Origin of the sequence: Dyella silvatica (genome assembly GCF_026283955.1) — a bacterium.
Taxonomy (GTDB): Bacteria; Pseudomonadota; Gammaproteobacteria; order Xanthomonadales; family Rhodanobacteraceae; genus Dyella_C; species Dyella_C silvatica.
Window position 1 is genome coordinate 1 of sequence record NZ_JAPDPE010000116.1, and the last position, 17,205, is coordinate 17,205.

The following is a 17,205-nucleotide window of genomic DNA, read 5'->3' on the forward strand; positions in this document are numbered from 1 at the left end:
CCGCGTTCCATGCGGGCCTGTCGCCGGGCATGAAACTGATCGCGGTCAACGGCAAGGAGTACTCCGGCGAGGCGCTGAAAGCGGCGATTGTCGCCGCGGCCAAAGATCCACAGGCATCCATCGAGTTGCTGGTAAAGAATTTCGATGAGTACCAGACCTTGCATATCGACTATCACGACGGCTTGAAGTATCCGCATCTGCTGCGCACTAGCGGCAAGGACACACTCAGCGACATCCTCACCGCGCGCTGATCGGCATCGACCGGCGCCGTCGACAGCGACCGTGAGAGAGCAACTGGGCCAGATCATCCGAGCTTAGAAAAAGCGTTGGATGGCGCGTGCTCACAGGCTTTGAATCAAGGTGCCTGCAGCTCCAGCGTGTTGCGGAAGAAGGCCAGTGCGTCAGCCTGAATTTCTGCATGTACCTTGACTCGATCGACGCCGGCCGGGTCGCTGCACATGGTCGGCAGCCGCCTGCTCATCGCGGGTGAGCATGGGCTGAGAAACACCCAGTGATCGGCCTGCGCGATCTGTTTCACGCTGGCCAGGTTCTTGATCAGCGGGCGAATGTGCTCGGCATTTTCGGCGGGCCGTGCCAGCTGATCGTTCTGTCCGTAGTAAAGGAAAACCGGACGGTCAATCGATGCCATGCCGGCGGCATCGAAAATCAGGCTGAGCGGTGCCATCACAAAGGCCGACTTGACGCGCGGGTCAGCCGCCTTACCCCAGCGCGTGAAATCGTTTTGCACGGCATCCATGGTTTGCTCGACGCTTTGGCCACGGCTGGCCGCTTCGGCCTTCATCCGCTCGGCGCCTGCGCAAAGCGCATCGCCAGGATATTTATGGCAGTAGTCGATAAAACGTCGGAAGCGAGGCACCGCTCCGACCATCAGCAAGCTGGTATAGCCGCCAGCGGAAAAGCCGGCTACGCCGATGCGCTTCGCATCGATCAGCTTTTTCCACTGGGCATCAGCCAGAAGAAAGTCGATCGTGGCCCGCAGCTGGATTGGCCGTCCATCGAGAACCGGTGCCTGGCCGACACCGCTTTGATCGTGAAAGTTGTCCTTGGGGTGCTCAATCGTCGCGACGATAAAGCCATGGCCGGCCAGATAGGTGGCCAAGTCATGCAGATCGAGATTGGAGCCGCCGTTGCCGTGTGAAATGACGACCAGGGGTTTTGCGCCCGGGATAACGGCGGCATCGGCGCTGGCCGCGACATCATACGGGGCGATCCATGTGCTGCCTTTGGCCTGGGCCGAGGGATAGAAAACGTAGCCAGGCATCGTGCCGCCGTTCACCGGGTCATGCACCTGGACCGCCCGCAAGCCGACCCCGGTGGCGCTTTCGGCACACAACACGGAGGGCAGCAGAGTCAGTGCGAAAGCAAACGACAGCCATACAAGGGCAGCGCGGATAGGAGCGGGCAATGACATGGCATTTCTCGATGACGGCGGTGACGTACGGCGCATGGTGCGTGCTCAGGCGTGTGGGGTTCAACTCCCGCTAAATCACCGCCATGCATCCGCCTGAGGCCACTGCCGTTGCCTGCGAAGCACGCTCTTGCCAGGCATGTTGCGTTGCAGCTTGCGGCACTTTGGTTCGATGATAATTTTATTAAAATACGACAATTAGTATGCCGCGGCCAAGAGGCTGTACGGTTAAATTGAGACGGGCGCTGGCGAGGTTCTGGACCTCACGGTATACCGGGCATGAGAGGTCGCAGATAGATGCACTCGTTAGGCTTGAGCAACGCACGACTCAGTGTGCAAATCCTGCCCCAGGCAGGCGCGGGCATCGCCCGCTTTGATTGGCTTGGGCGGGGTGAGCCGATTCCCTTGATGCGACCGTACCGCCAGCCGCTCGCGGCATCGGATACGCCACTGGATTCGAATCAGCTCGCTTGTTATCCGCTGGTGCCGTGGAGCAATCGCATCGCCGAGGGTGGCTTTACCATGGCGGGCCGGCGTATTTCGTTGTCGCCCAATCGCGACGACGAGGCTTTTCCCATTCACGGCAGCGGTTGGCAGCGCATCTGGCAGCTACTGCGGCACAGCGAAGATGAAATGCTGCTGGCGTTGAACGAAGCCACGGCGGACGCCTATGCCTATCGAGCGACTCTGCGATATGTGCTGCGCGATGATGCCCTGCATGTCGAGCTGCAAGTCACCAATACGGCATCCACGGTGATGCCCTTTGGCCTTGGCATGCATCCCTTTTTTCCGCGCCATGGCGAGGTTCGCCTGCGTGCGCCGGCGCCCAAGGTGTGGCTCAACAATGGGCAGACGCCGTTGCCGATTGCCCTCGCCGAGGTGCCGCCGGCATGGGATTTTCATCATGGCAAAGGGTTGCCGGATGAAGAGATCGACCATTGCTTCCGGCCATGGACGGGGGACGCGCTCATCTCATGGCCGCGCGAAAGGCTGCATCTTCAGGTCGAGGCCGATGTCGACGTCTTCGTGCTTTACACGCCGCTCGATCAGGATTTCTTCTGCTTCGAACCGGTGGACCACGCGATCAATGCCGTGCACCTGCCAGGGGGCGCGGTCGGCAACGGTATGACCTTGTTGGAGCCCGAAGCCAGCCTCACGCGTCGCTTCGTTTTTCGGCCGATTGACGATGATCAGGCCTGAGCGATGGGCTTTGTGTGGTCCACCACGGTGGCCGTAGCGGTTGCCACTCAACATGCCAGGCGGCGGTAACGCCTGCTAAAGGATAGATACGTGAGTCGAGCAACGAGTTACCTGGCCGCTGTCGTTCTTGGCCTGAGCACGCTGTCATCGGCGGCCGCTGCCAACCCGCAGGAGGCGCCGGGCAGTGCCATTCATTTCGATGCGGCGCAGCGGGTCTTTCGCATCGATGCCGGCAAGATCACCTATGCCTTTGGTGTGAACGGTGATGGCGCCTTGCAGACGCTTTACTGGGGCTCGCGACTGGCCGCGGATGATTTGCTCGGCCCGGCCAGTGTGCCGAAGGAGCGCTCGTCGTTCGACCCGGTCGGCAGCAATACACCGCAGGAATACGCCGGCTGGGGTGGCGCGATCACCGTCATGCCGGATCTGAAACTGCATTTTGCCGATGGCAATCGCGACCTGGTCTTGCGCTATGACAGCTACCGGATCGAGAACGGCAGTCTGCACATCACCTTGCAAGATCGCGCGGCGAAAGTCACGGTGGGCCTGCGCTACGTTGTCGATGCCGCCACCGGTATCTTGGGTCGCTCCGCGCGCATCGAGAATCATGCAAGCCAGGCCTTGACCATTGACCGCGCCGCGGCGGCAAGTTGGAACCTGCCGTCGGCCACTGACTATTCACTGCGTTATCTCACCGGTACCTGGGCCAGTGAATGGCATTTGCGCACGCGGCCGCTGACACCGGGTGCCACCGAGCTGGAAAGCCGCCGTGGCTCTACCGGTGACGAGAACAATTCATGGTTTGCGATTGAACGCGGCGGCGAGTGGAATGAATCGCGGGGGCGGGTGTGGTTTGGCGCGCTGGCGTGGAGTGGCTCCTGGAGCATCCATATCGATCAGGATGTGCTCAATCAAGTGCGCGTCACCGGTGGCTTTAATCCCTTCGATTTTTCCTACCCGCTGGAACCAGGGCAGAGTCTGCAAACGCCGGTGTTCTACGCCGGGTATACCGACGAAGGCATAGGTGAAGCCTCGCGCCTGCTGCATCAGTTCGAACGCAGCAGCATCTTGCCTGCTCGGCCACAGCTGAAGTTGCGGCCGGTGCTTTACAACTCGTGGGAGGCCACTGAGTTCAAGGTCAACGAGGCCGGCCAGCAGCGTCTGGCGGAAAAGGCCGCCGCCTTGGGGGTGGAGCGTTTTGTCGTCGATGACGGATGGTTTGGCGCTCGCAACAGCGATCACGCCGGGCTGGGCGATTGGGTGGTCAACCGCGAAAAATTTCCGAACGGGCTGAAGCCGCTGATCGACAAAGTACACGGACTAGGCATGAGCTTCGGCCTATGGGTCGAGCCGGAGATGGTCAATCCCGATAGCGACCTGTATCGCCAGCATCCGGATTGGGTGCTGCATTTCGAGGGACGGCAGCGCAGCCCGGCGCGCCATCAATTGGTCTTGAATCTGGCGCGAGAGGATGTCAGCGCGCATGTGTTCGAGGTGCTGGATCAATTGCTCAGCCAGAACGACATTCAGTTCTTGAAGTGGGATTACAACCGCAATTGGTCCGAACCGGGCTGGCCACAGCTGGCGCCGGAGCAACAGCAAAAGGTCTATGTCGCCTACGTGCACCATCTTTACGACATCTTGCGCAGGTTGCGCGAGCGTCATCCTGGGGTCGAGATCGAATCGTGCTCTGGCGGCGGTGCGCGTGTCGACCTGGGCATCATGGGTTTGACCGACGAGGTGTGGCCTTCGGATAACACCGATCCCTCGGACCGTTTGTCGATCCAGGATGGTTTCTCGTATGCCTATGCGCCCGCCGTGATGATGTCGTGGGTCACCGGTTCGCCGAACTGGGTCAATCGGCGAAGCAGTTCGCTGGATTTCCGTTTTCTGTCGTCGATGCAGGGCGGTCTGGGTATCGGCGCCAACATCCTCGAATGGACACCGGCCGAAGACGCGAGCGCGCGCGCCTACATCGCGGCCTACAAAGGCATACGCGCGACGGTGCAATCGGGACGGCTATACCGTTTATTGTCGCCGCAGGAGCGGGCGCCGCAATCGGCAACCGAGTCGGTGCAGGCCGATGGCAGCCAGGCGGTGCTGTTCGCTTTTCTTCGCCAGGGCCAGGAGGCGCAGGCTTATCCCACGCTTTATTTGCAGGGCCTGGATAGCGCGGCGCGTTACCGTCAGCGGTTAATCCACGGTAAGGCCGCGGTGGGTACGCCGGAGATGGCCAGCGGTGCGTACTGGATGCATCACGGTATCGATCTCAGCTTGCAGGGCGATCTGGACGCGGCGGCGGTGGTATTCGATCGGGTCGGTTCATCGACAAGCACTTCGACAACAAGCACCTCAACAAGCAGGGATCGTTGAACGGCTGCCTGCGCATCAAGGCCGGCATTGCTAGCAAGGGCATGTTATCGATGACCCATCCAGTACCTGCCGACACCGATAAGGCAAATCCCCTTGATCTATCGCCGTGTCTCGGCGCTAGATCAAGCAGGCCTGGGCAGACATGCCTCGGGTGAACCGGCAAAACGCGGCTCAGGCAAGCCGGCGAACGGCACCGCGAGCTGGAACAACGCACCGGCCAGTGCATCGTTGGCCAAGGCTTGTTCATCCAGGCCGGCACGCGCGCTGGTGATGTAAAGCTGATCGAGTTTGGCGCCGCCGAAGGCTGGCCGGGTAGGCTGGTGCGCGGCAAGCTCCACGATGGTGTCGGTGCTGCCGTCGGGCCGATAACGCACCACTCGGCCCATGCCCCATTGCGCAGTCCACAAGCCGCCGAGTGCATCGATGGTCGAGCCATCCGGTTCACCGGCGATGTCTTGCAGGTCGACAAAGGTGCGTAGCTGCGAGGGCACGTCGCCGTAGTCGCAGCAGAGGATGCGCCGGGTCGGTGAATCGCAGTAGTACATGGTGTCGCCACCCGGGCTGAAGGCGATGCTGTTGCTGATCGCTACATCGCCCAGCGGCAGTCGCTGCAACTTGAGGTCGGCATGCAGCCGATAAAAGCCGCCCAGCGGTCGTTGACTGTCGCCGGCGACGGGCTCGTGCAGTGTGCCAAAGACGAAGCGACCGTGGCGGTCGCAGGCGCCATCGTTCAAGCGCGTCGGCAGTTCAGCCTCTACCTCGATGATGGGGCGAAGCTCATGGCTATCCAGATGGAAGAACGCTAAGCGCGAGGCCAGCCCCAATAGCAGCCAGCCGTCTGCCTCGCACAGTGCGAAGGACGCAAGCCGCTCCGGCATCGGCCATTGGCGCGTGCTGCCATCGGTAGGGCGGTAGCTCCACAGCGTCGCGGCGTGGATGTCGGTCCAGAACAAGGTCTGCGTGCGGTCACACCAGACGATGCCTTCGCCCAGTGTGTTGTTGGCTGCGAGCAACGCCTCGGCACGCAGGCTCATACCCAGCCACCGTCAACGATAAAGCTTTGCCCGGTGCACATGCGGCTGTCGTCCGCGGCGAGAAACAGCGCCGCGCGGGCTAGATCTTCGGCCAGCAGATAACCGGGCAGGCATTGCACGCGTGCGATTTCCGCCTCGCCCTCGGCGTCCAGCCATAGCGTGCGCTGTTTCTCGGTGATCACCCAGCCAGGCACGAGTGCGTTGATGCGAATGCCGGCATGCCCCAGCTCGCGCGCCAGGCCGTTGACCAAGCCATGCACGGCGGCCTTGGCCATGGCATACATCGGATAACCGGCGTTTTTCTTCATCCAGCCGGTGGAGCCCAGGCAAATGACTGAACCGCCACCGGCCGCCCGCATGTCGGCGAGCACCGCCTGGGTGGCGAAATATTGATGACGCAGATTGACCGCGATGTTGCGATCGAAGGCCTCTGGCGTGGTGTCGCCGAAGCCATGACGCACGTCGTTGGCGGCGTTGTTGATCAGTACCTGGATCGGCCCGAGTTGCGTGCGTGCCTGGGCGATGGCCTGATCGAGCGCGGCGATATCGCTGACGTCGCAACGTTGAAACAACGGCGGGTGCACGACGTCGGTCAAACTGTCGAGCAAGGCCTGGGCACCGGCTTCGTCGATATCGAGCAGGGCGACTCGCGCGCCTTGCCGCGCGAAGTGCGCGACAAAGGCCGCGCCGATGCCGGTGGCGCCGCCGCTGATCAGTACGCTGCGGTCATGCAGGCTGGGATAGCTGGCGTAGTTGTCTTGGGTGGCGTGTCCTTGAGCAGCCGTCATGGTTACCACTCGGCCACGCTGCCATCGCGGTGACGCCAGACCGGATTGCGCCAGCGATGACCGGTGGCGGCACGCTCGGCGACATAGTCTTGGTTGACCGTAATGCCCAGGCCAGGCCCCTGTGGAATGCTGACGAAGCCGTCCTCGTAGTTGAATACGCTGCGGTCGGTGACATAGTCGAGCAAGTCATTGGCCGCGTTGTAGTGAATACCCAGGCTTTGCTCCTGGATAAAGGCGTTGTGGCAGACCGCATCCAGCTGCAGGTTGGCGGCCAGGGCGATCGGCCCGAGCGGGCAGTGCAGTGCAATGGCGACGTCATAGGCCTCGGCCATCGCGGCGATCTTGCGCGTTTCGGTGATGCCGCCGGCATGGGAAGGATCGGGCTGCAGGATGTCCACGCCGCCGGTTTGCAACACACGCTTGAAGTCGTAGCGCGAATAAAGCCGCTCGCCCAGGGCGATCGGCGCGGGTGAAATCGCCGCTAGTTCGGGAATGGCTTCCAGATGTTCGGACAGCACCGGTTCTTCGATGAACATCAATTTGAATGGAGTCAGTTCGCGCATCAACACCTTGGCCATCGGCTTATGCACGCGACCGTGGAAATCCAGGCCAATGCCGATATGCGGACCGACGGCGTCGCGAATCGCCTGCACGTTTTCCAGCACCCGCTCGACCTTGTCGTAGCTATCGACGTACTGCAGCTCTTCGGTGGCATTCATCTTTACCGCGGTGAAGCCGCGGGCCACGGCGTCCTTGGCGGCGCGGGCGGTGTCGCCCGGACGGTCGCCGCCAATCCACGAGTACACGCGGATGCGCTCACGCACCGGCCCACCGAGCAAGGCATGCACCGGCTGGTTCAGGTCTTTGCCCTTGATATCCCACAGCGCCTGGTCGATGCCGGCGATGGCGCTCATCAAGATCGGGCCGCCGCGGTAAAAGCCGCTGCGATACATCACGCTCCACAGATCCTCGATGTGGCGGGGATCTTTGCCGATCAGATAATCGGCCAACTCATCGACCGCTGCGGCCACCGTGTGCGCGCGGCCTTCAACGACAGGTTCACCCCAGCCGCACAGGCCAGCGTCGGTGTCGATACGCAGGAACAACCAGCGCGGCGGTACCAGGAAGGTGGTCAGGCGGGTGATCTTCATGCACGGGTTTCCTGGGAGCGGGGCGACACGGCGGACCATGCCTGTGCGAACTGCTGCGCGCGGCGGCTGACTTCGGCGGCGCCGATGCCGGGTGCGTACAACGCCGAGCCGATGCCGAACCCCTGGGCACCGGCGGCGATCCACGGCGCCATGGTGTCGGGGGTAATGCCGCCGACCGGCAGCACCGGTATCCGGCTTGGCAGCACCGCGCGCCAGGCCTTTAATGCTGCCGGGCCGAGTTGTTCGGCCGGAAACAGCTTTAGCGCATCGGCGCCGGCGGCCAATGCGGCAAAGGCCTCGGTCGGCGTGGCGACACCGGGTACGCAATAAAGCCCAGCGGCTTTGGCCGCGCGAATCACCGAGGTGTCGGCGTGCGGCATCACGATCAGCCGTCCACCGGCCAGGGCGATGTCATCGACTTGCTTCGATGTCATCACCGTTCCGGCGCCGATCAAATAGTGTTCGCCTAACGCGATGGAGAGACGGTGAATGCTTTCCAGCGGCTGCGGCGAGTTGAGCGGTACTTCCAGCACGCGAAAGCCGGCGTCGCCGATGGCCTTGCCGATCGTCTCCGATTCGTTAGGCTGGATGCCGCGGAGAATCGCCACCAGGGGCAGGGCGTCGAGCCAATAGGTCAGCATGGTGCGGTTGCCTCAACGTTGCGCGATGCCGTGCGGGATGGCAGCCAGGTTCGGGAAGTAAGCAGGAGTGTCGGCACAGTGGCGGCTGTATAGAGTGTGGTTAGGTGGTGAGGTCGTGGGTGTGTGCGTTGTGCCAGGCGGCGCCGCGCATGGCGGCATGCGCCCGCGGCTCCAGCGCGCTGCCTTGGGCGCGCAGCCCATAGGCGTGCAGGCTGGACATACCTGCATGGCCAAGCTTCGGAGCGGTCATGAGGCTTGGTCTTTTCCGGCTTGCTGGCGGCGGATATTGCTGCGTGAATCGCCGACCATTTTCAGCATGGCCTGGCGTGCCACTTCCGGCTGGCGTCGGCGGATCGCCTCATACACTTTGAAATGTTGCGGCAGGGAAATATTGAAGTTGCTCGCCTTGCGTGCCGACAGCACGAAGTAAGTGCCCAGTGCGGTCTCGATCACCGAGAACAGCGAGGTCATCAACTCGTTGTTAGTGGCTTGCAACAGGCTTTCATGAAAGGCCAGGTCGGCAATGGCCCAGGCATCGAGATTTTCGGCCGCGGCCATGGCTTCGTAGGCGGTCTTGATGGTTTCGAGTTGCTCTGGCGTGCGCCGCCGCGCCGCCGATGCCGCCGCCGCGGGTTCGATGATTTCGCGCATTTCCGCCAGCTTTTCGACAAAGCTGTCAGTGGGCATCGAGGCGCAGCGCCACGCCAGCACATCGGCGTCGAGCTGGTTCCAGTGAATGGCTTCGCGTACGCGGCTGCCGGTTTTCTGGCGCGACTCGATCAAGCCTTTGGCGGAGAGCACCTTCATGGCTTCACGCAGGGCGGTGCGGCTTACGTTCATGCGTTCGGCAAGCAGCTCCTCGCGCGGCAGGCCCTTGCCCGCCTCGAGTTCACCGCTGACGATCAGTTGCCCCAATTCCTGGATGACCTGGTTATGCAGGCTGCGTGCGGCTCTGGGTTTCACCATTCGCTGTGCTCCTTGAGGGTGAATGCCCCACGGCGTGAGTGGCCGTGAGGCAATTGCCGTTGCCGTCGAGTTCTGGGGAAGCCCTGAAATCTGTCGATAGCCTTATTTATACTACAAATTATTTATAGCAGATTGAATTCGGCACGTCATCCGTTCCCTTGGTGGTGCCTAGCGCTATGGCAACACAGCCGTGGGCGGCCTCACGAAACCTTCATGATCTGCCGAGGGCAGAGCAAGGGCGGCGACGGATAGGGTACGCCTAGGCGGCGCTGGCGTGTCCGCCGCCGGCCAGGTATCGCGTAAAGCGGGATGCCGCCGAGTAGTGAACATGGCCGCATGGCCAGCCGCTAGCTTGCCGCTCAGACTCGAGTTAAGGCTATCGAGAGCCTGGGGTAATCGTCACGGATTCGCCGGCGCGCAATGAAATCGCTTGGACGTGCGTGCCGCATTTCAGCGTGGTGGCGGTTCCACCGACACTGCGCACCGTGGCCTGGGTCACTTCGCCATGCCGCCAGCTCATATCCACTACGAAGCCGTCACGGGCGCCCACGCCGGTGATGTTGCCGCTGCCAGCCCAGGCCGCGGGCAGCGCCGGCAGCAGTTCGATCAAACCGGGGCGGGAGTACAGCAACATTTCCAGCATCGCTGTCGGCGTGCCGAAGTTGGCGTCGATCTGGAACGCGATGGAACCCGGCCCGAGCTGGTAAATGTCAAACAGATTCACCGCGCTGCCGTTGCCGTGGATGGGCCAGGGTGCCAGGTTGGTCAGCACCAGTTGATAGGCCTTGTCGGCGTTTTTCAGGCGTGCCCAGCACATCGCGCGCCAGGCGCAAGCCCAGCCAAAGCTGGTCATGCCGCGGGCGTCGAGCAAAGCGGTGACGCCGCTGATCAGGGGTGCCGGGCTGCGGTCGGCGCTGATCCGGTCGCCGGGGAAAAGCCCGATCAGCGGCGATAGATGACGGTGTGCGGGGTCGCCCAGATTTTCCGGGGTCATCCATTCTTCAAGCCAGCCGGTCTTGCTGCTGACCTGGGGCAGATACAAGCGCGCTTGCAGTGCGCCGATCACGGCGCGATAAGACCCATCCAGATCAAGCCGGGCTGCTGCCTGCCGATAGTTTTCGAACAGATCCCAGACCAGCTCCTGGGCATAGGTAATGCCCTTGGCGTTGGTCGGGCCTTGCTCGGGCGACCAGTCGCTGTCGTCAATCAACACGTCATGGCTTTGCCCGTTGGCGGGGTCGATCACCTGCGTGCTGAGCAGGCGCGCCTCCCAGAACTGGCACGCCCCTTTAAGCAGTGGATAGATGCGCGCGAGGTAAGCCTGATCCAGCGTGTACTGGTAGTGCTGCCAAAGGCTGTTGCAGAGCCAGGCACTGCCGCCCGGATGCCACCACCAGCCGTTGCCGCCGAAGATGTTGGTGGAGATCGCCACGGTCCAACCGGCGATCTTGCCGGAGTGATTGCGAAAACCATTGCGAGGATCGTTGAAGTATTGCTGGGTAATCGATGTCCAGGATGCCAGCTGGGCCAGGCAGTAATTGGCCAGCGCGTCGAAACACGAGGGCAGCCCGGCGCGATCCGGCAGCCAGTAATTCATCTGCAGATTGATGTCGTTGTGATAGTCGCCCATCCACGGCGGTGCGCTGTCGCTTAGCCATAGCCCTTGCAGGCCGGTCGGCAATCTGTCGCGTGATCCGGCGATGGTCAGGTAGCGGCCGAACTGCAGATAAGCCGCCTCCAGCTCGGGGTCGGCAGCGGCGCCGGCTTGTGCGCGGGCCCGCAAGCGTGTCCAGGTATCCGCGGCAAGCTGCTGGTCGCTGGAGCTGCCGAGATTGACCTGCATGGTGTCGTACAGCGCGCCATAGTCAGCGACATGGCGGTGCAGCAGGGCAACCTCGCCATGCGAGATCGCCGCATCGCGTTTTTGTCTTGCCAAGATCAGCGGATCGAGCGACGTGTCGATATAAGCCTTGGCCAGGTTCGCGGTGTAATTGGTGCCGCCGCAGAACACGATTGTCAGCGCCTCGCAATGGGCGAAGCGCAAGCAGCCGTTGTCGACGAAGACGGTGCCAGATGGGCTGGCGGCTATGACGCTGGCCGCATATTGCAAGCCATTATCCAGCGTGCCGTTGAAGTAACTGCCCGGCGCCTGCGCTTCGAATCGGGTGACCTCGTTGCGGGTCCCTTGCAGCTCGATGGCGCCGCTGTAGCGGCCGCCGCCGCTTTGCGAGAGCTGTATCACGATGACATCGTCCGGGTGGCTGGCAAATATCTCGCGCGCGTAATGCACATCGTTCTTGCGGTAGGACACCCGCATATAACCGTTGCTGAGATCCAGCTCGCGTCGATAGTCGGCAAGGCCGGCGAATTCGTGACCGTCGATGCTGAGATAGAGTTTGGCCAGCATGACCAGGCTGCCAAAATCGGTCGTCTCATAAGCAAACTGACCATCGCTGCCGAGCGACTTGTTTTGCCCGCCAAGCCACATGGAGCCATCGCTAAGGTAGAGAAAATCCCTGGCGGGATCGCCACCGACCAGCGCACCGATACGGCCGTTGCCGATCGGCATGGCTTCGAGAATGACCTGCGATTCACTGGCTGGCGTGGGATACCACAGCTTGACGCCGTGCATCCGCGGTGGCCGTTCTGGCCGTGCCGTCGAGGTGGCCGCATCGGCGGTGAATGTCGGCAGGCTCAGCCAAGGCAGCAGTGTTGCCATGGTGCCGGTCAGCTTCAGAAAACGGCGGCGCGCGGCTTGCTGCGGATCGTGCTCGCCGGTCGGCGCCCGCGGATCATCGGAGGTTTTCACGGGCTAGCCTTGCTGTTGTCGATGCATCGAGTCGTCCAGTCTTTGCCGATACGCTTGCATGGCCGCCGTTGCCGCAGCACTACTTTTTCAGCAGTTGCAGGTCGATAGCGTTGGCCATGGCCTGCATGCCTGCCGCGTTCGGATGAAGGTGGTCACTCGAGTCGTAGCTGGCGCGTAATGCGGCCGGGTCAGCCGGGTCTTGCACGGCCTGGTCGAAATCGACAACGCCGTCGAAGGCAGCACTGCTGCGAATCCATTGATTGCAGCTTTGCCGGATGGCTTCATGAGCCTCGCTGTAATAGCCCGAGCCTTTGTCCGGCAGCATGGTTGCGCCGATGATCCGGACCCCGGCGTGGTGCGCTTGCTTGATGATATGACGATAGCCGTCGATCAGCGCTTGCGCGGTAAGCGGTGCGCCATTCAGCCCGGCATCGTTGCCGATGTCGTTAATCCCCTCCATCAGGATCACGCTGTGCACCCCGGGAGGGTGCAGCGCGTCATGGGCAAAGCGTTTGATCGCGCTGATTCCTTGCGCTTTATTCGGCGAGTCGCTCAGCACGCGGTTGCCACCGATGCCGGCATCGACAACCCCCAGCGGATAATGATCATCGGCCAGGCGCCGGGCCAGGTAATCAGGCCAACGCTGGTAAGTACTCGTGGGGGTGCTGGTGCCGTCGGTGATCGAGTCGCCGAAAGCCACGACGGTACCCCGCACCTTGGAAAGGACGTCTAAACCTGCCAGGTAATACCACGACGTGGAGGTCTCGACGTAGCTGCTCCCATCCAGCTCCATCACCTGATTGCCCGAGCCGGAAGCGGATGCATACGTCGTCTCGAAGGCATCGGAGTGCCAGGTGGCAGGGCTTGTGCCCTGCGGCAGATAAAGGCTGACGAGTACGTTCTGGCCTGCGTTTATCGACATCGGGATGGGGTCGCTAAACACTTCCTGCCCGGCCGGTATGCTGAAGCTGGTGGCCTGCGACACGGTGACGTTGCGCAATGAGTGGGCGACGGCACCGGCACCATGGCTTTGTGCGGCGATGCTTACCCCGCCAACCCGCAACGGGCGATCGCCACGCAGATTGGATAGCTGGATACGCAGTGCTGATCCGCCAGTACTGGCATGCACGACCATGCGAAGAGTTTGCTCGTGGAAGCGGGGGCCGCCCACCGACATGCTCGGTGCCCAGACGGTGACTCGGTTTTCGTGCGAAGACTGCGCGGCGGCAGGCATGACGCCGATGCCGCATCCAGCGATCAACGCGATAAAAGCGCATAGCCATCGCTGCTTCATCATTGCCGGCTTCCTTTTGTGGCCAGAGTTATTGCGAGTCCGGTGAAATGGGGCGATACGCGGCGTGTTCTTGTCTTGCCCTGCGTCACGCGTTATGGCCGATGGATTCGGACGACGCATGGCGCTTGAAAGTGCCTCAATCGTGATAAACCTGCGAGCGGCCGCCGTCGATCAGGATGTCGGTGGCGTTGATAAAGCGGGCTTCATCGCTGGCCAGGAACAACGCCGTATAGGCGACTTCCTCCGGCTCGCCGATGCGCTTGGTCGGAAGTATCTCGGTTTGACGATGGCGTTCGGCGACAGGATCGGCGGCGGCAGCGAAACCTGCTTCGGCGATCGGGGTAAGAATCAGCCCCGGCGAAATCGAGTTGACCCGGATGCCTTGCGCCGCGTACTGAATGCCTAGCGCGCGAGTGAGCCCGATCAAGCCGTGTTTGGCGACGGGGTAGGGGAAGCAGCCGGGAATGATTTTGTGGCCGTGCACCGAGGCAATATTGACGATGCTGCCAGCGCCTTGCTGCAGCATGATCGGCAACACGGCGCGGCTGCAATTCCAGGCACCTTTCAGGTCGACCTCGAAGCAGCGCGTCCATTCGTCGTCGCTGAGCTTTAGTGGGTCGTTGAACACATTGATGCCGGCATTGTTGACCAGGATGTCCAGTTTGCCGAAACGCGCCACGGCGATATCGAGCATCCGTTGCACCGCCGCGACATCGGTGACGTCGGCCTGATAAAGCAGGGCATCTTCCTCGCCGATGGCGGCGAGGGTGCGCTGCGCCAGCGTATTGTCCTCCAGCACATTCAGTACGATTTTCGCGCCGTGTTGCGCGAATAACCGCGCGGTTGCCGCGCCGATACCCTGGGCCGCGCCGGTGATCAAGGCCACCTTGCCGGCCAGACGCGGCAGCGGCGTGGTGCGTGGATCAGGGCGGGTGCTGGTAGGAAGATTCATGCGGTAGTGTTCCGGCAGCCGGCGAGCGTGCGGGTGTTTATCGCGATTGCCGCCGGTTCTTCAGTTGATCGATCAATACGGCGATCAGCAGAATCGTGCCGCTGACCAGATAACGGTAAAACGCATCGATGTTGAGCAGGCTCATCGCGTTTTGCACCGTGCCCATAATCAAGACGCCGACAATCACCCCACTGATGCTGGCGCGACCGCCGGCCAGCGAGACACCGCCAAGCACGCAGGCGGAAATCACATCCAGCTCAAAGCCGAGCCCGGCATTGGGCTGGCCACTGGTTACCCGCGAGGCAAGAATCACCCCGGCCAGCGCGGCGACCGCGCCCTGCACCAGGAAGATCAAAATGCGGGTGCGGTCCACCGCCACGCCGGCCAGCCGTGCGGCGTCGGGATTGCCGCCGATCGCCAGGGTATTGCGACCGTAAACGCTTTTATTGAGCAAGACGCCGAAGATGGCGAAGCTCAGCAAGGTGATCAAGACCGGGCTGGGCAGCCCGAGCACAAAGGCCGTGCCAAGGCCGAAAAAGCTTTCGTTGGAGACGCCAACGGATTGTCCGCTGGAGGTGATAAAGGCCAGCCCGCGCACGATTTGCATCGTCGCCAGCGTAGTGATCAAGGCGTTGATCTTCAGCTTGGCAATCACCGCGCCATTGATGAAGCCGATGGCCGCACCGGCCAACAGACTGGCGCCGATGCCCAAGGCGATGCTGCCGCTGGCATTGATGACGATGGCGCACAATACGCCGGCGAAGGCGACGGTGGAGCCGACCGAAAGATCGAAGTCGCGCGAGGCCAGGCAAAACATCATGGTGCAGGCGACCATGCCGATCTGCGAGACCGACAAGGCCAGGCCGACGATGTTCTGCCACGAGAAAAAGTACTGCACCGAAAAACTCAGCGCGGCGAACAGCACCACGAAGATCAGGATCAGGCTGTAATCGTCGAGGAAATGCCACAGGGCCGCGTGGCGCGTCGTATTGCCGGCGATGGGGAGATCGGTCTTGCTTGCTGCATTCATCAGAACACGTTCCTCAAGCTGAAATCGCCGCGGCGCGGGTGGCGCCCTCGGGCAGAGCGCGTGCCAGCACGCGTTGTTCATCGGCTTCGCCACGGGCGAATTCGCCGGTGATGCGGCCGCCGCACATCACCAGCACACGGTCGGCCACACCCAGTACTTCGGGCAGCTCGCTCGACACCAGCACAATCGCCGCACCGCGTTCCGCCAGTTCGTAAAGCACTTGGTAGATTTCATTCTTGGCGCCGACATCGATGCCGCGGGTCGGTTCGTCGACGATTAACACGCGCAGGTTTTCTTCGGCCAGCCAGCGCGAGAGGATGGCCTTTTGCTGGTTGCCGCCCGATAGCAGGCGAATTTCGCGATGCCGGTCCGGGGTCTTGATGCGCAGGCGTTCGATAAAGCTGTCGGCGACCTTGGCTTCCTGGCGGTCGTCGACGAACAAGCCGGCGTGCAGGTGATGGCGGCGGCAGCTGATGTTGATGTTTTCGGCTACCGAGCGACAGCCGATGATGCCGTCTTCCTTGCGGTCTTCCGGACAGAACATCAGGCCTGCGCGGATCGACGCGCGAATGTCATCGCCACGCAGCGGTGCACCGTCGAGGTGGATCTCGCCGCCATGCCGGCGGTCGGCACCGTAGATCAAGCGCATGCTCTCGCTACGCTTGGCGCCGACCAGGCCGAAGAAGCCGACAATTTCACCGGCGCGAACATGAAAGCTAAGCGGCTCGGGTACCTGGGTGCCGCGCAGCTCGCGTACCTCCAGCCGCGGTTCGCCGAGCGGGCGAGGGCGGTAGCCGAAGATATCGCTGATCTCACGGCCGACCATGCGGCCGACCAGGTCGTCGCGGCTGACGCCTTGCAGGCTGGGGTAGTCGGCTACCTTGCGGCCATCGCGGAAAATCGTCGCGGCATCGCATAGCTCGAAGATTTCATCCAGCCGATGCGAGATATAGATCAGCGCCTTGCCCTGTGTGCGTAGATCGCGCACCAGCCGAAACAGGGTTTCGGTTTCGCGGTGCGACAGCGAACTGGTCGGTTCATCCAGCGCCAGCACGCGAACATCGCGCAGCACCGCTTTGCAGATTTCCACCATCTGCCGCTGGCCGATCGACAGCTGGCGCAACTTGGCCTGCGGATCGAGATCGACACCTAGCGCCTGCAAGCGCTCGCGCGTCCACGCCAGAGCGCGGCGCCGGTCGACCAGGCCGAAGCGGGTGGGCAGGCGACCCAGCAGCAAATTCTCCATCACGCTCAGCTCGGGAACGTACTGCAGCTCTTGATGGATCACCGCAATGCCGGCGTCGATGGCATCGCGGCTGCTGCGAAACTGGCGGGGCTGACCATCCAGGCGCAGGCCGCCCTCGTCGGGTTGATACTCGCCGCCGAGGATTTTCATCATCGTCGACTTGCCTGCGCCGTTCTCGCCGAGCAGGCCGTGCACGCTACCGGCGGCCACACCGAAGCTGACATCGGTAAGCGCGCGAACGCCGGGGAAGACTTTGCCGATGCCGTCGAATTGCAGATAGGGCGTGCTCATG

14 protein-coding genes and 1 pseudogene are annotated in these 17,205 nt (G+C 62.3%); 3 read left to right on the plus strand and 12 right to left on the minus strand.

All coding sequences use genetic code 11. The features are described from left to right. Positions 1–251: pseudogene (locus OUZ52_RS18560) on the plus strand (M61 family metallopeptidase); the annotation flags it as partial. A 104-nt stretch (positions 252–355) separates the two neighbouring features. Here OUZ52_RS18560 and OUZ52_RS18565 read toward each other — a convergent pair. Further along, positions 356–1,432: an alpha/beta hydrolase family protein gene (locus OUZ52_RS18565; protein WP_266160021.1), complete on the minus strand. Its 1,077-nt coding sequence runs from the start codon at positions 1,430–1,432 to the stop codon at positions 356–358. Positions 1,433–1,726: 294 nt separating this feature from the next. Between OUZ52_RS18565 and OUZ52_RS18570 the strand changes: the two genes are divergently transcribed. Both OUZ52_RS18570 and OUZ52_RS18575 read left to right on the plus strand, forming a co-directional pair. Then, positions 1,727–2,629 (plus strand): aldose 1-epimerase, encoded by a 903-nt coding sequence (locus OUZ52_RS18570; protein ID WP_266160022.1) that lies wholly within the window; start codon positions 1,727–1,729, stop codon positions 2,627–2,629. 90 nt (positions 2,630–2,719) lie between these two features. Continuing rightward, the gene (locus OUZ52_RS18575) at positions 2,720–5,002 is read left to right on the plus strand and encodes an alpha-galactosidase (protein ID WP_266160023.1); all 2,283 of its coding nucleotides are present in this window, start codon (positions 2,720–2,722) and stop codon (positions 5,000–5,002) included. A gap of 122 nt (positions 5,003–5,124) precedes the next feature. Here OUZ52_RS18575 and OUZ52_RS18580 read toward each other — a convergent pair whose 3' ends face one another. The 11 genes from OUZ52_RS18580 to araG all read right to left on the minus strand — a co-directional run. After that, positions 5,125–6,036: an SMP-30/gluconolactonase/LRE family protein gene (locus tag OUZ52_RS18580; RefSeq protein ID WP_266160024.1), complete on the minus strand. Its 912-nt coding sequence runs from the start codon at positions 6,034–6,036 to the stop codon at positions 5,125–5,127. Next, positions 6,033–6,824 carry an SDR family NAD(P)-dependent oxidoreductase gene (locus tag OUZ52_RS18585; protein ID WP_266160025.1) on the minus strand — a complete coding sequence of 264 codons (792 nt, stop codon included), beginning with the start codon at positions 6,822–6,824 and terminating at the stop codon, positions 6,033–6,035. Before OUZ52_RS18585 ends, OUZ52_RS18580 begins: the two co-directional genes overlap by 4 nt. Before the next feature lie 2 nt (positions 6,825–6,826). After that, the gene (gene dgoD, locus OUZ52_RS18590) at positions 6,827–7,975 is read right to left on the minus strand and encodes a galactonate dehydratase (protein ID WP_266160026.1); all 1,149 of its coding nucleotides are present in this window, start codon (positions 7,973–7,975) and stop codon (positions 6,827–6,829) included. Next, complete coding sequence (locus tag OUZ52_RS18595) at positions 7,972–8,616, minus strand: 2-dehydro-3-deoxy-6-phosphogalactonate aldolase (RefSeq protein WP_266160027.1); 645 nt, start codon at positions 8,614–8,616, stop codon at positions 7,972–7,974. The genes dgoD and OUZ52_RS18595 overlap by 4 nt, the downstream gene beginning before the upstream one ends. A gap of 100 nt (positions 8,617–8,716) precedes the next feature. Then, a complete protein-coding gene (locus OUZ52_RS18600; RefSeq protein WP_266160028.1) occupies positions 8,717–8,866 on the minus strand; it encodes a hypothetical protein in 150 nt (49 codons plus the stop codon). Next, complete coding sequence (locus OUZ52_RS18605) at positions 8,863–9,582, minus strand: FadR/GntR family transcriptional regulator (RefSeq protein WP_266160029.1); 720 nt, start codon at positions 9,580–9,582, stop codon at positions 8,863–8,865. The genes OUZ52_RS18600 and OUZ52_RS18605 overlap by 4 nt, the downstream gene beginning before the upstream one ends. 376 nt (positions 9,583–9,958) lie before the next feature. Then, entirely contained in the window at positions 9,959–12,391 is a 2,433-nt protein-coding gene (locus tag OUZ52_RS18610) for a glycosyl hydrolase family 95 catalytic domain-containing protein (RefSeq protein WP_266160030.1), read from the minus strand. Between the two features lie 79 nt (positions 12,392–12,470). After that, complete coding sequence (locus OUZ52_RS18615) at positions 12,471–13,688, minus strand: SGNH/GDSL hydrolase family protein (protein WP_266160031.1); 1,218 nt, start codon at positions 13,686–13,688, stop codon at positions 12,471–12,473. A 133-nt stretch (positions 13,689–13,821) separates the two neighbouring features. After that, positions 13,822–14,637: an SDR family oxidoreductase gene (locus tag OUZ52_RS18620; RefSeq protein ID WP_266160032.1), complete on the minus strand. Its 816-nt coding sequence runs from the start codon at positions 14,635–14,637 to the stop codon at positions 13,822–13,824. 37 nt (positions 14,638–14,674) lie between these two features. After that, positions 14,675–15,667, minus strand: coding sequence for an L-arabinose ABC transporter permease AraH (gene araH / locus OUZ52_RS18625; RefSeq protein ID WP_266160033.1), 993 nt, complete (start codon positions 15,665–15,667; stop codon positions 14,675–14,677). Between the two features lie 13 nt (positions 15,668–15,680). Continuing rightward, a partial coding sequence (gene araG / locus OUZ52_RS18630) for an L-arabinose ABC transporter ATP-binding protein AraG (protein WP_266160034.1) occupies positions 15,681–17,205 on the minus strand: 1,525 nt, incomplete at its 5' end.